Source organism: Paenibacillus sp. FSL H8-0280 (genome assembly GCF_045040665.1).
GTDB lineage: Bacteria > Bacillota > Bacilli > Paenibacillales > Paenibacillaceae > Paenibacillus > Paenibacillus xylanexedens_A.
In genome coordinates this window covers 3,747,174-3,765,067 of record NZ_CP150296.1, presented here as the reverse complement: position 1 = coordinate 3,765,067, position 17,894 = coordinate 3,747,174, and the positions used below count along the sequence as shown (strand labels likewise).

The 17,894-nt window shown below is 50.6% G+C and carries 1 protein-coding gene; it reads right to left on the bottom strand.

Translation table 11 applies throughout. The annotated features are described in order from the left end of the window. Nucleotides 1–193: 193 nt before the first annotated feature. A complete protein-coding gene (locus tag MHI12_RS16495; RefSeq protein WP_405169763.1) occupies nt 194–17,878 on the bottom strand; it encodes an SDR family NAD(P)-dependent oxidoreductase in 17,685 nt (5,894 codons plus the stop codon). Nucleotides 17,879–17,894 lie beyond the last annotated feature (16 nt).

The following is a 17,894-nucleotide window of genomic DNA, read 5'->3' as shown; positions in this document are numbered from 1 at the left end:
TTGCAGCTGCTCCGCTGCCTGCTGATCGCTGAGCTTTCCTTGCTGAATCTTTCGATACAATGTGGACAGTTGGTCTTCCAAAGCGATCACCTCCTTAAAAGAAAAACGTCAATCGATAGAATTGTTGAAAAAATCAAGCGCATTTCGCGTAAGTCTTTAAAAACCGGCTTAGAAGCAAGCGAAGCAAGTACAACTACTTGAGATGCATTAATTGATCAAGGGTACATTCGCCGCTGCGAATTTTCTCTACAAGGTGGAGGTAATTCTCGTCATCGGAACGGCTGTATGCTTCATCCGTATTCATAATCGGTGCTGTCCCGGAATTACCCATGAAGCTTCGCATTTGATCAGCCTCCCCCTGCATGACGACTACAGGTGACCTTCTCTCTTGCAGTGTCTGCTGGAGAGATCGCATCGCATTTGCACGCTCCAGTGGAGCCGCTCCTGATATTTGTTCCATGTTCTGTCTCGCATGATCATTCATATGCATACCGCCCTCTTCCCATAAGGGCCAATTAATGGCGAGTGTAAACCCGTGACGTTCTCCCTGCTGAACACATTCATTGCGGTATTCGGAATATTCGTCCATAAACGCATTCGCTGCCGCATAATCTGCTTGACCCACATTGCCATGTACCCCGGCTAGCGAGGAAAACAATACAAAAAAGTCCAGCTTGAAATACTGGCTTGCTTCATCCAAATGAACCGTTCCAGCGACTTTTGGAGCCAGCACCGCTTCGATGTCATCAAGCTCCTTTCGGATCATATAGCTGTCGCGAATTAAGCCTGCATTATGAATAATTCCATGCAATTCGCCGTGATTTCGGCTGATTTCCAGCATCAGTTCATCTACAGCTTCCCTCTTCGAGACATCCGAACGCCGATAGATGACCTCTGCCCCCATCTGTTTCAGCAACGCCATTCGCTGGTGATCTGATTCATCCGGTTCCGAGCGCCCCGTAAGGATAAGCACGGGATGTTCTGCCTGCTTGGCGATCTGCTCCGCTATGATAGATCCGATTGCTCCCAGACCACCTGTAATCAGATACACGCCTCGATCTTTCCAAGGCAGCTCGACCAAGGAGGAATGTGAAGTACCGACCTCTTTCCACAATGATGTATATCTTTTATCGTTCTGATAGCGGATATGTGTGTCGCCAGCGCTTTGACTGCTTTCCGTTAGGATCTGCACCACTCGTTCAGTGCTCTGAAGATCATCAGCTTCAATGATTTGAATGATGATTTTCGGATTTTCCAATTCAGCCGTTTTCAGCAAGGCAGATAATCCTCCGAATAATTTGTACTGTGCCCGCTTGGCGACCAGCAGTTGAATGAGTACAGCACCTTCCGGTCTAGCTTTGAGCAACTGTTGCACATAACGATAGGCCTTCTTAACAGCAAACAAGTATTGCTCACCCATCAAGTCGGAATGACCAACCCGATCTGCTGGGTCTGGACCAAGGGATACATACTGCACATTCGGAAGTTTGGCAGCTAAGACGTGTTCCTGCTCTGTCCAAGGGCCAGATAACATGACGATATGACGACTGTATACCACCTCAGGCACAACTACAGCTTCCTGCTCCTTCCACTCTTTTGCAAACAACAGTGTTTGTGATTCGGTTGGAGATAATGTTTTCCCCATGTGAATCTCTCCCTTCAATGGTTTGCTGGTGAAGCCCTCGAATTGCACACATACATTTCCATCATCATCACACAAGTCGATGTCCAGCTTTTGCAGTGAATAAGATGGTTTATGTCCCTTGCTGTAACGAATATAAGCCCACATGTGGGCTGTGCAAGGACGGTGGAAAACGACCCGCTCCAGTGCAAAAGGAAGCAGCGGACTTGGACTTGTTTGTTGTCTGTGATCATCAGGCATCGAACTTGCAAGCAGCAATCCAATGGCGGACTGCAAAGCCGCATCTGCCATGGACGGATGCAGGACGAAGTCACGAGCGGAGTCCCTCACCCGGGCAGGCAGAACGAGTTTGGCCAGCACCGCGTTTTCTCCCGTAAAGACCGTTTCGATTCCTCGCATGGCTGTGCCATAATGCAGTCCCATCTGTTCAAATGCCTGATAGCATTCATCTGCTGTCCACGGCTTGATGCATTTGTTTCGTATTTCTGCCAGATTCAGCGTTAAGTCTTGAGATTCGGTTTTCAGCAAAGCCAAACCCTGACTGTGCAGCAACTCGGCTGACGCATCTTGGGTGTATACTTCATAGTGGATATCTCCCTGCTCTTCCGTATACAAACGGACATGAACGTCGATTGCCTGAGCGGCGATTACCACGGGTCTGCCCCAGATGATATTTTCCAGCACAATCACTTCAGGCACGGAATCATCATGTTCTACAGAGCGTTTCACAGCCTCGCGAGCCATTTCCAAATAGGCCACTCCCGGAAGTACCCGGTAGGTTCCGACCTGATGATCTGACAGGAAAAATTCATCACCACTGAACCGTGAGGTGAAGCGCTGCTCCGATAACAGGGACGTATTATGGTGAAGCATCGGATGAAGCACAATGGGATTGCGGGAGTCTGCCTCGGTGGTATTAGCAACATGCAGCATTCCCTTAGCGTCAGGCAGCCAATATTTTTCCCGCTCAAACGGATAGGTGGGCAGACTCAATTTGTCTGGCGTTATTGCACCATACATTTGCTTCCATTCCAGCTTCTCGCCATTCACCCATAATTCCAGCAATCGATCCACGTTAACTTGCATCATGGCCAGTCTGACATCTTCAGAAGGAGGTTTGTTCGCTTCTAGCTCGGTCTCTAACGGAGTATACGAGGTCCGATTAACCCGTCCTCTGTATATCCCTGTTATGGCTTGTTTTAACTTTCCGGTTTGAATGGTAACCAGTTTAGCGACCAGTTCATGTATTGTGCTTACTGTAAAAGCCAAACGTTCTTCCATTGCCTCTCTGCCGGTTTGAAGTGTATAAGCCAGCTTGTCCAACACCTGATCATCCAATGTTCGGCGGCTAATATATAGTAGAAGTTTCTCCGCCACAGCAACCAGCCTTTCTTCATTTCGGGCAGACAAAACGATCATTACCGGTTGCTCCGACTTACTTTCTGTCCTGCCATAAGAGCTTTCTATCACAGGAAAAGAAGGTTGAGCAGGAGCAGGAATGTATTCTTCAACGATTACATGAGCGTTTGCGCCCCCAGCGCCAAATGAGGATACACCAGCAATGCGTGGTATTTCCCGCATCTGTCCGTCCACCTCAACCATCGGTCTTGACCAATCGCTCGCCTTCTGCTGTACGATAAACGGCGTGTTCTTGAAGTCAATTTCTCTGTTCAGCTCTTCGGTATGCAGGCTGGGTGCAATCTGACCATGTTTCAACTGAAGAATAATCTTGGTAAGTCCGCCAATTCCGGCAGCCGATTCCATATGTCCAACGTTGCTTTTCAGTGACCCAATCGAACAGTATCCTTTATCCTGCGTATCCTGGCGGAACGCTCGGGCAAGTCCGGCCATTTCAATCGGATCTCCCAGGCTTGTCCCGGTTCCATGAGCCTCGATATAGCTGATCCAGCGGGCGTCAATGCCTGCCTTGTTGATCGTCTCCCGAATCAGGTCTCCTTGGGCTGCAGGATTGGGAACCATATACCCATTCGTCTTGCCGCCATGGTTAATGTGGGTTCCACGGATGACGGCATGGATCTGATCTCCATCTTCAACCGCTTTGGACAGTTGTTTCAGGATAACCACCCCTACGCCTTCCCCGGGTACAAAACCGTCTGCCTCCTGAGCGAAGCTTTTGCATTTACCGTCAGCTGCCAGCATCTGCTGGGCACACAAGGCAACATAGCTTGAAGGATGCAGATACAGGTTCACCCCGCCTGCAATGGCTGCCTCACATTCGCCGCGGCGAATGCTTTCACATGCTTCATGGATAGCCGTGAGTGAAGAGGAGCACATCGTATCCACCGGCATGCTGGGACCATGGAGGTTCAGCAAATAGGAAACCCGGTTTGCGACTGAACTGAACGAGGTCTGCGGGAACCATTCACTGCCTTCATTCCATAGTGGCGGGCCGTAGAGGTTGAAGCCACTTTTGGTAATGCCCGCAAATACCCCCACTTTGCCATTGTACTGTCGATCCATCTGTTCCCTTGTATAGCCCGAGTCTTCAAGCGCTTCCCATACGGTTTGCAAAAAGAGCCTTTCCTGCGGGTCCATGTTCATGACCTCTCGGGGAGAGAGCTGGAAGAACAGCGGATCAAAATCGGCGTATCCTTCAATGAAGCCGCCCCATTTGCTGTAGCTTTTACCTTTGCGCGCGGCTTCCTTGCGATCCGGTTCATAGAATCCTTCAAGTGACCAGCGTTCTTCCGGAATTTCCGTGATGCAGTCCTTGCCTGCAATCAGGTTGTCCCAGAATTGCTCCAGATTATCTGCCTGCGGATATTTGCCACTGATGCCAATAATGGCAATCGGTTCATTGGCAGCCAAGTTGAGAGATGCCGTGATGGGTACAGGCTTTACCGGATCGAAAACAGGCTTCTGCATCGTCCTTTCCACTGCCGAAACGGTTGGCTGAATAAGGGATTCATGCGTTTGTTCCGGCTCTTTTTCGGGCAGATTCGGTAGAGCCGCCTCCAACAGCTCCTGTCTGTGCTGCTTCATAAAATAATGAATTAATGATGCAAGTGTTTTGTGCTCAAAAAACAGAGTGGTGTTCACGTCGTCAAAATGTTTGCGCAGCTGATTCGTCAGTTGAACAATCAGGATGGAATCGATGCCGTAGGCCTCCAACGGTTCGGACTCATCGATGTGTTCAGGTGACATCCGAATAACCTCTCCGACCAGACGTTTGAAAAATGTCAGGCTGGCCTGCCACATCTGATCGGAATCCGGTTCTGACTCCAACTGTGAGTGTTGTTCTGTCTGCATTTTGTCCATGTTCATGACCGATATGTTTTCAGAAGAAATAGGCTCATGATTGGACCTGGCCTCCGGCGAAGGTATGGCCATGGATATATATCCGTCGCTGAAGGCGGTGATGATCTGCTGCCCAAGACTCTCACCTGGTTCGGCTGGCAGCATTGCCTGTCCAAACCCGGATTCTTGCAGCGTCTTCTGCCACTGCTGCTTGCCAAGAACAGGGGAGCCCCCGATACGGATATCATCATCTTCATAAAGCCACCAGCCTTCCAGCAAACCAAATGTCAGGTGGCTAAACAGCGAGCTGTGAGTCAATTCGTTTAGCAGAAGCAGGCCGTTTTGTTTTAACAGATTGTGTACGTGACCCAGGGTGCGTCTGATGTTCCGGGTAGCATGAAGAACATTGGCTGCGATGACCAGATCATAACTCCCCAGATCGTAGGATTGTTTGGCAGGAGGTTTTTCGATATCCAGCATGGTGCAGTTCAGATAAGGGCGATTCTCCCCATAGGTCTTTTCTCCATGCAGCAGGAATGCTCTCGAGATGTCGGTGTATGCATACTCCGCAATAGAGGCGGCAAAGGGTTTTATCCGCTTAAGCACCTTTTCGGTCGTTCCTCCTGTCCCGGCACCGATTTCAAGAATACGCAAGCTGGCCTGTGGATTGGATTCAAGTCGCTCGGCGAGGTACGCTGCGGCGGTATCGGCCAGTATTTCGTTGAAATAGTCTGCTGCTGAATTATGCTTGTAAATGTTCTGCACCATATCCATCGTTCCGTCGGGGAACATGATATTGGTGGCAGCCAGCTCTCCTCTGACAATCTCCGGCAGGCTGCGTATCATCTGGTCGACTAACTTAACCTGAGGCGCAAAATCCGGGTCAAGCAGCCAGTGCTGCATACGCTGCTCCCATGCCGACCACATCGAGTCAGAAGCAAGAGACTGTTGCGACAAGGTATACTGCTCTATACGTTTTCTGCTTTCCTTCATCCAGCGATCATAGATGGCAACAGGACGGTTTGCCGAATCAGCTGAGGCCATCTGCTGCAATTGTATCGACAGCAGTCCGGCCAGCATGGACTCAAATTCATCGTTAAAGGCGGCCCACTTTTGTTGTAGCGGCTTCACGTTGAGCTGTTGCCCAGAAATTCGATTCATGAGCTGATGGCGCCCTATTTGCTTAGCTTCAGTCGCTACCATAAACATATGATCAGACGCTGTGCCTTCCACTGCCCCTGGTTTGTCCGTTTGAATGAACGCCAGTTGATACTTACCTCCTGCCATCAACAGTTCCAGCGCCCGCATGGCATCCTCAGGATGTATAGAGCCTATTCCCGACTGATTCAGTCTTTGCTTGAAAGTGGCAGGCACCTGACTGGCGATGCCGGTCTCAGCCCAGTAACCCCAATTCATTACTTTTACAGGGAATTTCCAGGATTGTGCTGCAGCGCTCATACCATCGATAAAGGCACATCCGGCGGCATATCCGGCTTGTCCAGCTGGTGTGGTGAACGAGCTCATGGAGGAGAAAAACAGCATGAAATCCAGAGGCTCCTGTCCAAAAATGTTCATCATGTTCAAACTGGCATCCAGCTTGGATGACAATACATTGCGGAAATAATCTGGAGTCATCTGAGACAGACTTTGATCCATCAGGCCTACTGCAGCATGGACAACCCCGTGAATGGCGGGCGCCAATGATCTGATCTGGCGGTATGCCTCCTGCAAGCTGTGTTTGTCGGATGCATCCGCAGAAATATACAGCGGTTCGGTTCCCAATTCGCCAAGGCGTCTGCATAGCTCTCCGATCCGTGCATCGACCGCTCTTCGGCCAATCCAGATAAGCCGCGCCTGATAGCGCCGAATCATATATTCACTCCATGCTTCCCCAATGCCGCCCGCACCGCCAATAACGACGTAGACGCCATTTTTTCTAAATGCTTCATGCGTGTCACCTGTAGAGCAGACGTTCACCAGTACACTTTCATACCCTTTTCCATTCCGCCAGGCGCGCGTATTCCCATCCCATATCCCTGGAAAATGGCGTTCGGGATGCGCTCCGATGTCATGGACATCATCCACATCCAGATGGCAGACCCTCCAATCCGGCATTTCTTTGGCGAGGGAACCTGCCAGTCCGCTAATTCCGGCGTGCGCAGGATAGATCGTTTCTCCAGCCATTACGTTGCAGGCCTTCTCCGTTATGATGGTCAGATCGAGTCTGCGTGCGTCGTAGCCCAGATTTAGCAAGACTTTAATGAGGAGAAATGTCTGAAACAATCCCTGGTTCTGCTCATTGATCACTTCCACAGCATGCTCCGGCCCCTGAACGATGCTTGAGGGCGGCACAATCCAGATCAGATGGCTGATTAAGCCATGGCGCTTTAACTCGAGTTCTAGTTTTGTTTCTGGTTCATCCCCTTCAACCGCAACAGGTCTCAGGTCGGGATACCATTGCCGAATAACGTCCTGCTGCCTCGACGTCCCGCCTACGATAATCCCTAAACCGCCGAAAGACATGGACTTAGGTTGGGTTACATCGGGACTGGTCGATACTTCTCTCCAACTTGGCGCATAAGTCATCGCTCCCGAGAGTGGAATTGGTGTCAGTGTCTGCTTCTCCGAGGTGGCGTAAGCTATTGTTTCATCCGGTACTGGCTTCGCAAATGTATTGTACTCTTCCTGAATAACTCCGGATGGTTCCCCAGGGTACGGTCTGTGCAAAATCGTCAGCCCCATGAATTGCAGGACTATTTTTCCCTGGTCGTCACACAGAACGATCTGCACTTTGCTAGCCGTTCCGGAGGAATCCTGTTCCGGCAAAAGACGCACCCATGCCCAGACGGAATCCGGGCAGTCTCGATAGATTACAGCCTGATCCAAGGAAAAAGGGGTAACTCCCCCTTCCTTGAATTGCGGCAATCCGATGCATGCCTGTATAGCTGAATCCACCAGAGCCGGATGCAGTCCGTACTCCTCAGCCGTGGATGCAAGAGATGGAGGCAGTTTCAATTGTGCGATGACTTGCCCCTCTCCAATATGAAGACGTTGAATTCCTTGATGACTCGGTCCATAAAATAGGCCGGATTGCTCAAAGAAACGGTAACATTCAACAGCCGTCATCGTTTGTTTTCCACATTGCAACAGCAAGGATTCCAGATCGATCGTTGAATAGGATGAGGCTTGACGAGTGGACGTCGAAATCGTTCCTATATGATGTACATTCCGTTTGGATGATTCGGATTGTGCGGTTCTCTGGTTGTTTTCCCCGCTGGTTATTTCATAACGGATCTCCCCCGTATCCAGCGGAGTCAATCTCAATTCCGCCTGGAGCCTGCCCGGTGTGACTGAATGCAGTTCCATCCCCAGCGGCACAGTCCAGTAAATGTCGCGAATAACTATTACCCTGTCCTGCCGGGATGTATCTGTCGGAATAACCTGTTCCACTGCTGCCCTGGCCATTTCAAGGCAGGCGGCCCCTGGCATGATTTTACGATTGTGAATGACATGATCGTTTAGAAAAAATTCCTGTCCGCTCCATTCTGAACTGAAACAAATCCCTTGCAGATCCGATGTATTTCGCTGGAGAAGCGGGTGAAGATAAGATGTCGGTACAGGTTGTCCCGATTTTCGCTCTCTCTGTTCAGGCACCCAATAACGTTCTGTGGCAAACGGATAAGTGGGCAGACTGATTCGCTGGGGTGTCCTTCCCGTGTAACCTTCAGACCACGGAACCTCAAGACCCTTCACCCAAAGATCCAGCAGCTGTCCATACTTGCCTTTGCGGACCCAGCTTTTTACCGTTTCCTGCATATCTGCATCCTCTGCCAGTGCAGCGATCGAGGCTCTGTGGGACTTTATTTTGCCTCGATAGATGTTTTCGGTTTTCTCCGGATCATGAATATAAGCGTCCAGCCGGTCTTCTATTTCAGCAATGGAAGTTGCCACCAAAGCCAGTCGCTCTTCCATCGACGCACGCCCTGTCTGAAGTGTGTACGCGAGCTGAGGCAGATGACAATCCTCATATCGTCCCGATTGCAACGCCGCCAGCAATTGCCGAGCCTGTTCCTGAAGTCTTTTTTCGGTTTTGGCTGACAGTACGATACATACTGAAGTAGCTTTGTTCATTGAGTCCCCGTGAGCTGGATGATGGGTCCGATCAGAATTGGCTACCGATTCAGCCGGAATATACTCTTCAAGCAGCACATGTGCGTTTACACCTCCGAAGCCGAAGGAACTCACTCCTGCACGTCTTGGCAGCGTTTTTCCGGCAGAGTCATGGAGCGCTTCCCATGACTTGTTCTCATCGACGATGTAAAAAGGACTCCCTTCCAATTGAATGTAAGGGTTAGGTCTTTCATAATGAAGTGTCTTCACAAGCGTTTTGTATTTCATTTGCAGCAGTACCTTAATGACCCCGGCAATGCCCGCGGCAAGCTCCAGATGCCCAATGTTGGTTTTGATGGAGCCCAGTCCGCAGGAGGCTGAGGTTGTTATATTGGGTTCCGCGGTTGCAAGAGTCTCCTGAAACGCGATCTTCAAGCCATTAATTTCAATGGGATCACCAAGTGGCGTCCCTGTTCCGTGCGCCTCAATGTATCCTATGGTAGAAGGATGCACACCAGCCTTTGAATATACGGATTTAATCAAGTCGGCCTGTGCTCGCGGATTCGGTGCGGTGAGTGATGCGGCCCGTCCACCATGATTTTCATCCGTAGCACGAATCAGGCCATATATGTGGTCACCTGCTTGCTCTGCGGCCCGTAACCCTTTCAAAAAAATCATGCCAACGCCTTCTCCGCGTACATATCCGTTAACCTCATCGGAGAACGTTTTACAACGTCCATCCGGACTCAGCATACCCGCTTTATTGAAACTGATATGATAATCCGGGTCCAGAATGGTATTAACTCCACCCACTATAGCAGTGTCACAGTCTCCATTTCGTATCGCCTGAACAGCCCTGTGAAGTGCCACCAGCGAACTGGAGCAAGCCGTTTCCACGGGTTCGCTTGGACCGTGTACATTCAGGAAAAAGCTCATTCGGTTAGGACCTACGGAAGCCACATGGCCTGTGGAAGTATATCCTTCGATTACGGTATCCGCCTGTGTTAACAGACGATGATATCCGCTGCTTGCAGTGCCAACAAAGATACCCATTTTTGAACCGGACAAGCTCGGTGGTGCATAGCCCGCATCTTCAATTGCTTTCCAGGCATACATCATCAAAAGCCGCTGCTGCGGGTCCATCAACTCCGCTTCACGTGGGGAAATGCCAAAGAAGCCAGGATCAAATTCGGCGACACCCTCCATAAATCCGCCCCATTTGATATTGGTTTTGTTGTGAGCCTGATCGGGGTCTCCGTAATAGGCTCTCCAGTCCCACCGATCCGCTGGAATTTCCGAGATGCAATCCCGTCCCTGAAGCAGGTTATCCCATAAGGCATCAATGTCCTTCGCCATCGGAAAACGGCCGCTCATTCCAATAATGGCGACGGGTTCCGGTGGCTTATGATTTTGATGATCGAATTCAGGCAGGCTGGATTCTCGATGGCGTTCGGAGGATGATATTGAACCTCCCATTTGTTCTTTTTGCACAGAGGAATCTTCCGTTTCTTTCGGAAATGGATATGGGTTACGGATCGAAAGGGAATCAGCCTGTTCCACCTGTCCGAGCAGATTAGAGGAGGCACCTTCTGTTTCATTCTCCTGTGATGAGTCATCAGCATGCGATCCTTCGGTGTCCATGTGCTTCTCAGGCAAAAGTGTATCCCACTGTTTCGGATAGGCTCCAACAAGATTTCCTGTTAAAGACCTTAAGGTGGAGTGCTCAAAGAAAACAGTAGGTGTAAGTTTAAGCGCATAGTGCTTATTAAGAATACCCGCGAAATCGGTAAACGAAATGGAATCGAATCCATATTCGCCAAATTCCACATCTGGAAAGATGTCGGTCCGGTTTACCTGCAGCAACTCAGACATATGACCCGTTAAAGCGTCTTGGACTCTGGAAACGAGCAGCCGTTTTCGCTCATCCCCTGTCGGCCATGTTCTTTTTTGCGACTCAGGGATGTCGCTTGGGACGTCAACAGACGTCATGGATTGTGAAGGAGCTGTTGACACGTTCCATATTGACGGCAGATCCACCGAACCTGCGGAATCTGACATCACACCTGACAGAAATAACTCCGGTTCACCGTAAAAAGCCAGCACTTGGGATGAACCGCTGTTCATGGCCATATGCAGCAGTTTGATTCCGATAGAGGTGTCCATCGGGTGCATTCCCCATTGGCGGCGGATTTTCTGCTCCGCTGCTGCTCCAGGTTGCATGCGTCCTTCCCTCCAGAGCGGCCAGTTGATTGCGAGCGTTGTGCCGTTACGCTGTCCGTTCCGAACGAGCCCATCTCGGTATGTGGCGTAGGCATCCATAAAAGCATTCGCACAGGCGTAATCCGCTTGACCCGGATTGCCTGTCACAGCAGCGAGCGAAGAGAACATGACAAAAAAATCGAGCGCCATGTGGGCGGTCGATTCATCGATCCATATCGTGCCGTCCACTTTGGGAGCCAAGACGGAGCGCAGTTCTTTTGAATCTTTGTACCGTAAGGCACGATCTTTCACGACACCTGCAGCATGAATAATGCCGTTCAGTTCACCGTAATCAGACTGAATTTCCTGTACCATTCTCTGAACTGCTTCACGGGAAGTGATGTCCGCTTTCCTGTAAAGTACGTGATTTCCGTTCAATTGAAGCTGTTGAAGATGGGCCTGCTGCTCGGCGTTTGGAGTCGAGCGGCCGTTTAACAGAATCGTGGCATTCCTGATCTGACTGACAAGCGTCCGTGTCAAGGCTAATCCGAGTCCGCCGATGCCTCCGGTTATCAGATATACCCCACCGTCTTTCCAGGACAATGAATTGCCAGCGGAGTGAGCGGACAGCTCATGCCAGACTCTTGTCTGCCTGATGCCGGAAGCCGGATAGCGGGCAATTACGTTTTCTGAATGACGGCTCTCTGAAGCCACTTTATCAATCAGTTCTCCTGTTTGTATGGAGGATTGCAGCTGAATGAGCTGGCATGTCAACTGTCGATGCTCTCTTGAAGCCGTCAATAACATCCCGGCAAGACCGTTGAGCAGACCGCCCTGCCCCTCTTCCTCGAAAGGAATAACAAGCTGAATAAGTGTACTTCCGGTTTCCGTGTTCATCATTTGCCTGATTTCTTCGAGCAGGTGTGCAGCTGATTCAGTAAAAAAGCTTGCAAGCGGGTGCAGCAATGCATTGTCTTGCTCAAATCGCTCTGCGGATGCAAATGTGTCCGTTGCCAATCGTTCGCAGCGAGCATGAGAAAACGAATCACGCAATGAAGATAGCTGCCCTGTAAAATGATCCGAAATCAAGATCAAATGACTGTTGTACTTAGCGGCTGATTGGTCGGAAGAGATCTCAAGCGGCTTCCATTCCGGTATCATTAGAATCGGCCTCAGGTTTTCTTCCTTCTGTGTATCGAAATCTTTCTCCAGAACACGCGGCGTGAATCCGGTCATGCGTATACGGACCACTCCGTCCATGTCGCACAGATCTACATCCAGCTTGTGAATTTTGCTGTCCCGGCTGTTTCCTGAACTGTACGCGGCAACCGCCCACATCTCCGCTGTGCAGGGGCCCAGAATATCCAACTGCTCCAGCGCGAACGGCAGCGCAGGCCTGCCGGAGGCAGCCTGGTCCGTCACAATGCCAAGCAGATATCCGATGGTGACCTGAAGTGCCGAGTCCATCAAGCTGGGATGAAGAATATATTCTTCACCCGAAGCGGTCAGGGATTGCGGGAGTGACAAGTGTGCTATGACACGATCCTGCCCCACATATACGGACTGTATCCCGCGTAAGCCCGGCCCAAGGACAATGCCCGTTTGAGCGGAGGCAGCGTAGAATGCTTCGGCATGGATCGGGCTGGGTTTGCAAGCCGCAAGTTCGGTTTGAATATCCCGCTCCACCTGGACCGGAAGCTTGGCAAGCAAGACTTGGCCTTGACTGTATACCTGTTTATGTTGATCGCGTTCCTTTCCCTGCTCCTGAACAATTTCAAAGTGCATCGTTTCGTCTCCTTCTGTCTGCTCGACAGGACGAAAACGGATGGCAAAGGACGCTGATGTTTCATTCAGAATTAACGGGGCAGACCAGATCACGTTTCTCAAGCGAATCATTCTCGAATCCGAGAAATCACCCCATGCCGTATCTGCTGCAAAGCACACCCACTCCAAATGAGCTACACCCGGAAGCACCTTCATCCCCTTCACCAAGTGATCCTTGAAAAAGAATTCCTGACCGCTGAAAGCGGACGAATATTGCAATTGCTTTACGCTGGATGTGTTTCTGTGAACAAGTGGATGCAGCACTGTTTCAAAAGCATGTTTGGCACTCGACGGCTGTTTAACCCGCTGAGTATCTTCACGTGCCGGCACCCAATAGTCGTCCCCTGCAAAGGGGTAAGTCGGGAGCGGGATACGCCTTGCAGACATTGGAAACAGCTTGTCAAATGAAAGATTGTAGCCCTGTACATACATTTCGCAGAGGGCTGACAAATGCTCCAGATAAACAGAGGAATCCTCCGTTTCCCGGCACTGCCTTATACATTCGGCGGCGTATCGCTTCAACGAGGCGTTGCCGCGTTGTTCGTTTCGATTAACGAACCCGCTGGTTACTGAACTGCTCTCCCCTTTTGCAAGCCACTCACTCAACTGATCTACAAGCTGCTCCCCGTTGCGGGCAATGCAGATCATCCGATGGGCCAAATGAGGTCTGCCTGTAAGTAAGGTATAACTCATGTGAAGACTTTCCACCGCGGAGTTTTCTTTGGCATAGGACACAAGCTGCTCAGCTTGCTGACGTAGTTGGTCCGTAGTACGCGCTGACAGTGCAATCAGATATCCGGGCCGCAGGTCGGAGCTGGCAGCCGGACGCGGGGGTGCCTCTTCAATTACCATATGGGCATTGGTTCCGCTGAATCCAAATGAACTGATCGCAGCCCTTCTCCTCTGGCCTTTTTCCGTGTCCCATGGCTTGGTCTCCGTATTGACATAAAAAGGGCTGTCGCCGAACGCAATGTTGGGATTGGCCTTTTCCATATGCAGTGAAGCTGGAATGCGCTTGTGGCGCAAGGAAAGCAAAACCTTGATCAATCCGGCAATGCCCGCAGCGGTCGCCAGATGCCCGATATTGGTTTTGATGGAGCCCAGCGCACAGTATTGCTTCTGATCCGTATATGACGAAAATGCGTTAGTGAGCGCCTGGAACTCGATCGGGTCCCCAAGCCGGGTTCCGGTTCCATGCGCCTCTACCAGCTGAATGCTGGCCGGATCAATAGCGAAGCGATCATAGACCTGTTTCTCCAAAGCGGTCTGTGATTTGGCACTTGGTGCGGTAATTCCGTTGGTCGTACCATCCTGATTGATGCCTGTTCCGCGAATTACGCCATGTATGTGATCTCCATCACGTACAGCATCACTGAGCCGTTTCAGCAGAACCGCTCCAGCTCCTTCTCCTGGCACAAAACCGTCTGCTCGTTCATCAAACGTATGACATCGCCCGGTGGTTGAAAGCATGCCGGCACGGTTGGCATCCATATAGAACTGGGGAGTCGATTGAATAAATACTCCACCCGCAAGCGCCATTTCCGTTTCCCTCGCCCACAGCGACTGACACGCCAGATGAATTGCCACCAACGAGCTGGAGCAGGCAGTATCTACCGCAATGGCAGGACCTTTCAAATCGAGATAATAGGCGATCCTGGCCGGAATGATGGATCCAGCTTTCCCCCAGAACGACTGAGCTGGAGGCTGTTTACCCATCAGCTGTCCATAATCCATTTCCGTACAGCCAACGTATACGCCGCATTTACGGCCCTGCATCGAGTCGCCGGCATAACCGGCATCCTCGAATGTTCTCCAGGCTTCCTCCAGAAAAATCCGCTGCTGAGGGTCCATGTAGGCCGCTTCTTGCCCGGAAATGTTAAAAAAGAGTGGATCAAACGCATGAATATTATCCAAAAAGCTGCCCTGGTCGCAAAAGGAAACATCCGCTCCATAATGCTTGGCAAGATTCCAGCGCTGCTCGCGTTGGATCAGGTCATCTCCTTTTTCGAGATGCGCCCACAATTCCGCTACGTCGCGCGAACCCGCAAATCGGCCACTCATGCCAATGATCGCCACCGGCTCATACGTTGTCAGCTCTTCGTTTTTGTTTCCCAATCCGTCACTTTCAATCCGGACTAAAGTGGTGACAGCGGCAGAATAAGCTGGAAGAGCAGCAGCGGCAGGCTGATAGTGCATATATTCCGGCACGTTAATGACAATTTTGCCGATATTTTTTCGTTGATCCATGCAGCGGTAGGCTTCCTGCAATCTGTCCATCGGGAATGTCTGACCGATCAGGGGACGGATGACCCCTTCTTCTACCCAATGCATCATCTCTTGCCTATATTCCGCGAGCACTTCGGGCTGTTCCATGCCCAGCTTGCGCAGATCCAGACTGTAGAAGCTCTGGTTGTGATTGAGTCCAGACAGGTTGACTGCATGGGCGCTTTTGAGAGCTGTCATCGCGATCTCAATGTATCTTCCGTTCCGCGCAAGACAGTTTAATCCTTTTTGCAGCGCCTCGCCTGGCAGGGTATTTAGAATGACGTGTACCCCTTCTCCGTTCGTGAGCCGTTGTACTTCCTGTTCAAAATCCGTAGTGGCATAGTTGATTAGATAGTTGGCGCCCATTTCCTGCAAATAATCAAGCTTGTGCTGCATGCTGGCCGTGGCGAAAATTTCTGCACCAAGATGGCGGGCAAGCTGAATGGCTACAAGTCCGACACCTCCGGTTGCCGTTTGGATCAGAACCCGTTCGCCGGGTTGAATATTGGCTTTGTGAAAGGCGGCAATGACGGTCATGGCTACGACGGGCAGCGAGCAAGCTTCCTCATGAGTAAGCCGATCAGGTTTGGCAAACACTTGCTCTGCTTTACACGTAATGGCGGTGGCATGGGCTCCGAGAGAGGCATCTGCATAAAACACTACTTCATCGCCGGTTTTTACCGTTGTAACGGAGGAACCTGTTTCAACTACAATACCGGCTGCCTCAAAGCCTGGTGTAAAAGGATACGGCGGCATGGTCGGATACAGGCCCCGAATACAGAGCAAATCCCCGAAATTCAGGGAAAACGCTCTGACCGAAATGCGCACTTCGTCAGGCCGCAACTCCTGCACAAGGGTCTGATGAAGCTGAAGATCACTGATCTCCGAGGGACTGCCAATATGTGTGTGATAAAAATAAGACCCCGAGGTCTTGTCATTGATTTGGGTATTAGGTGCTTTCGCGTTGCTGCTGTCCACAAAGAGGTTCGATGCATAATTGACAGATTCGGAAGGCAGCGATGTGCCCGAAAAACGTGTTGTCTCTTTATCTGATGCCATTGCAACTGCCGGTTCTTGCTCCAAAGACTGACTCTGCAAGAGCAGCGATTCGATCGTTTTTCCGTATTCCTGCAAAATGTGTTCTGTCAGACGATCCACATTGTTATAGTCGAACAGCACAGTCGTTTGCAAGGTCAGTTTGCACTTTTGATTAAGCACGTTGACCAGATGGACGGCAATAATGGAATCGACGCCATAGTCCGAGAAGCTGCGATTGTTCTGGATTCTGGACTGCTCCATCTTCAGGTCCTCCGCGATGCTTTCACGAATCGCCTTTTTTACAAACTGTTCAGTCATCTCCGCGGTGATGATCCCATGATCCGCAACGGGCTGCTCCTGTTCATAGAACGATTCGTTCTGGTGTGCGATATCGGCAGGACGACTGGGTTGAAAAACGTTCTTGACAACAGGTGCAGAACCATTAGCACGAATGACGATACCGTCACTTTTGGCAGCAATGATGTGCTGTCCATAGCGGTCTGCCTGTGCTGACGGGTAATGAACGGAATGATAGCCTTCCCGCTGAAGCATCTTTTTCCAGTTTGCGGCCGACAAGGCCGGACACCCCGGGATGCGGACATTCTCATCCGTGTACTGCCACCAACCCTCCAACAGTCCAAAGGTCAGGTGATTTATTACGGTTTTGCGCGTAATCTCGTTTAACAGCAATTGTCCATCCTTTTTGAGTGATGCCTTGATCATGCGAAGTGTGTCTCGTATATCCGGGGTGGTATGCAGGACGTTGCTCGCAATAATGAGATCATACCTACCCGGTTCAATGCCTTGCTCGGCAAAAGGAATTTTCAAATCGGCAATTCTGTATGTCAAATAGGGTACCGTGGGGCCATACTGCTGCTCAGCATGCATGAGAAAGGCACGGGAAATATCGGAATAACAGTATTCCTGTATCTTGTGTGCGATGGGTTTTAACTTTTCAAAAACGACTTCGCTTGTGCCTCCCGTACCGGCGCCGATTTCCAGAATGCTTACTTTCCTGTGTCCTGTGATCTCGGACGTCAATTCATTGATTACGCTCAGCGCCTGTTCCGCAAGAGTTCCGTTGAAATAATCGGCAATGGCATGATGTTTATAAATACCTTCAACCATATGCATCGACGAGTCGGGAAACATCACTTCGGTAGCGGCCCTATTTCCTTTGAGAATGTCCGGAAGAGCACGAATCGTCGAATCGGCCAATCTCGCATAAGCGCGCACATCGGGATGCGAGAGCCAGCCCGGAAGTCTGCTCTCCCATGCCTCCCAGGATAACCGGGTCCAGGCCGCAATCTCTTCTGATTGGAGGCTTTCAACCGGACCAGGCAACTCCTGGGCATATTCGGCAAGCATAAGGCGACTTTCGATCAGCCATTTCTGATAGAATGGGCGGACCGTTTTTTCAAACACAAAATGTTCGTCCATACATCCCGCATGGTGCAGTTGCCCCCATAATAACCGAATAAGAAGCCGTTCGATGCTGCTCATCTGCTCCTGAACCGAATCCATATGTTCTGTAATGATCATCTACTACACTCCCTTT